General features: G+C 66.7%; 1 protein-coding gene and 1 pseudogene. Both read left to right on the plus strand.

Annotated features, from left to right (window positions below; translation table 11 throughout):
- The first annotated feature begins 52 nt into the window (after positions 1-52).
- Positions 53-1,186, plus strand: a complete 1,134-nt coding sequence (aroB, locus tag AC1VTH_RS08180; protein WP_481335687.1) for a 3-dehydroquinate synthase — start codon at positions 53-55, stop codon at positions 1,184-1,186.
- Positions 1,187-1,221: 35 nt separating this feature from the next.
- A pseudogene (locus tag AC1VTH_RS08185) lies at positions 1,222-1,629 on the plus strand (3-phosphoshikimate 1-carboxyvinyltransferase); the annotation flags it as partial.

Consider the following 1,629-nt stretch of genomic DNA (forward strand, 5'->3'; position numbering starts at 1 on the left):
GGCCGAGGGCGACCGCATCAAGCGCGCCGACGAGAAGGAGGCCGAGGTCTAGATGGGTAGCGGCAACAAGCCGTCTGGCAAAGTCGTTCGCGTAAGCACGACGTCACGCACCTACGACGTGTATGTGGTACCCGGCATTCTCGACTCTTGCGGCGAGCTCATTTCCAAGGCGGCCGGCGGCGAGCATGCGCTCGTCGTCTCCGAGACCAACGTGGCCCCGCTCTACCTCGAGCGCGTTGCCTCCTCTCTCGTAAGCGCCGGATACGAGGTTTCGAGCCACATCTTCCCGGCTGGCGAGGCCTCCAAACGCGCCGGTACCTGGGCGGCTTGCCTCGAGGCGGCTGCCGAGGCGGGTCTTACCCGTGATGATGTGATCGTTGCCCTGGGCGGCGGCGTCACCGGAGACATCGCGGGGTTTGCCGGCGCCAGCTACATGCGCGGTTGCGCCGTGGCGCAGATTCCCACGAGCCTGCTAGCCATGGTCGACTCGTCGGTGGGCGGCAAGACGGCCATCGACCTTGCGGCCGGGAAAAACCTCGCGGGCGCCTTCTGGCAGCCCCGCGTCGTTATCGCAGACCCCCGCTGCCTCTCCACGATCGGCCACGACCTCTTCACCGACTCTTGCGGCGAGGTCATCAAACACGGCGTACTGGCAGACCCGAACCTCTTCGAAAGCCTCGAGACCAAGCCGCTCAACACGCCTGGATACGACGAAACCATGCTCGCAGACATCATCGCCCGAAACGTCGAGATCAAGCGCAACGTAGTCGACGCCGACGAGCGGGAGCGAGGCCTGCGCCAGACGCTCAACCTCGGCCACACGATTGGTCACGCCGTTGAGGCCGCGAGCGACTTCACCCTTGGCCATGGCACCTGCGTAGCCCTTGGCCTATGCGCCATCGCCCGCGCGGCCGCCGCAATGGGGGAGCTCGCCAAGCAGGACAGCGAGCGCATCGAGCGCGTCGTTGCCGCACACGGGCTTCCCACCGACACCGACCTTGACCACGAGACGATCGTGCGACTCGCGCACTCCGACAAGAAGCGTCACGGAGACGGCGTGAACGTCGTGCTGCCGCGCGCCATCGGCTCCGTCGAGGTGCGCCGCATGTCGATGTGCGAGTTCACTGAGCTCGTCGACGCAGGCTGCGGCACTGCCACCTGCGGAACGACGGCACACCTCGCCTAAGCCAGAAGATCCATCCCAAGGAGACGCAAGCCCACATGGACGTACAGATAAACCCACGCGAGCTCACGGGCACCATCGACGCCATCGCGAGCAAGTCCATGGCCCACAGGCTGCTCATCTGCGCGGCCCTCTGCCCCGGACCCACCACGATCACATGCACCACAACCTCGAAGGACATCGAGGCCACTATCGCCTGCCTCGAGGCCCTGGGCGCACGCGTCGTGCGCGAGGGCGACCAGCTCAAGGTCACGCCCATTCCCGGCACCTCGGCCACCGACAACAGGCGCCAGGCAACGACGGGCGCGCTGCTCGACTGCGGCGAGTCTGGCTCGACCCTTCGCTTCATGCTGCCCGTGGCCTGTGCCCTTGGCTGCAACGCATCGCTCACGGGCCACGGCCGCCTCGCCGACCGCCCGCTCTCCCCGCTCTACGAGGAGCTCATC

This window comes from Parolsenella sp. (assembly GCF_982402205.1).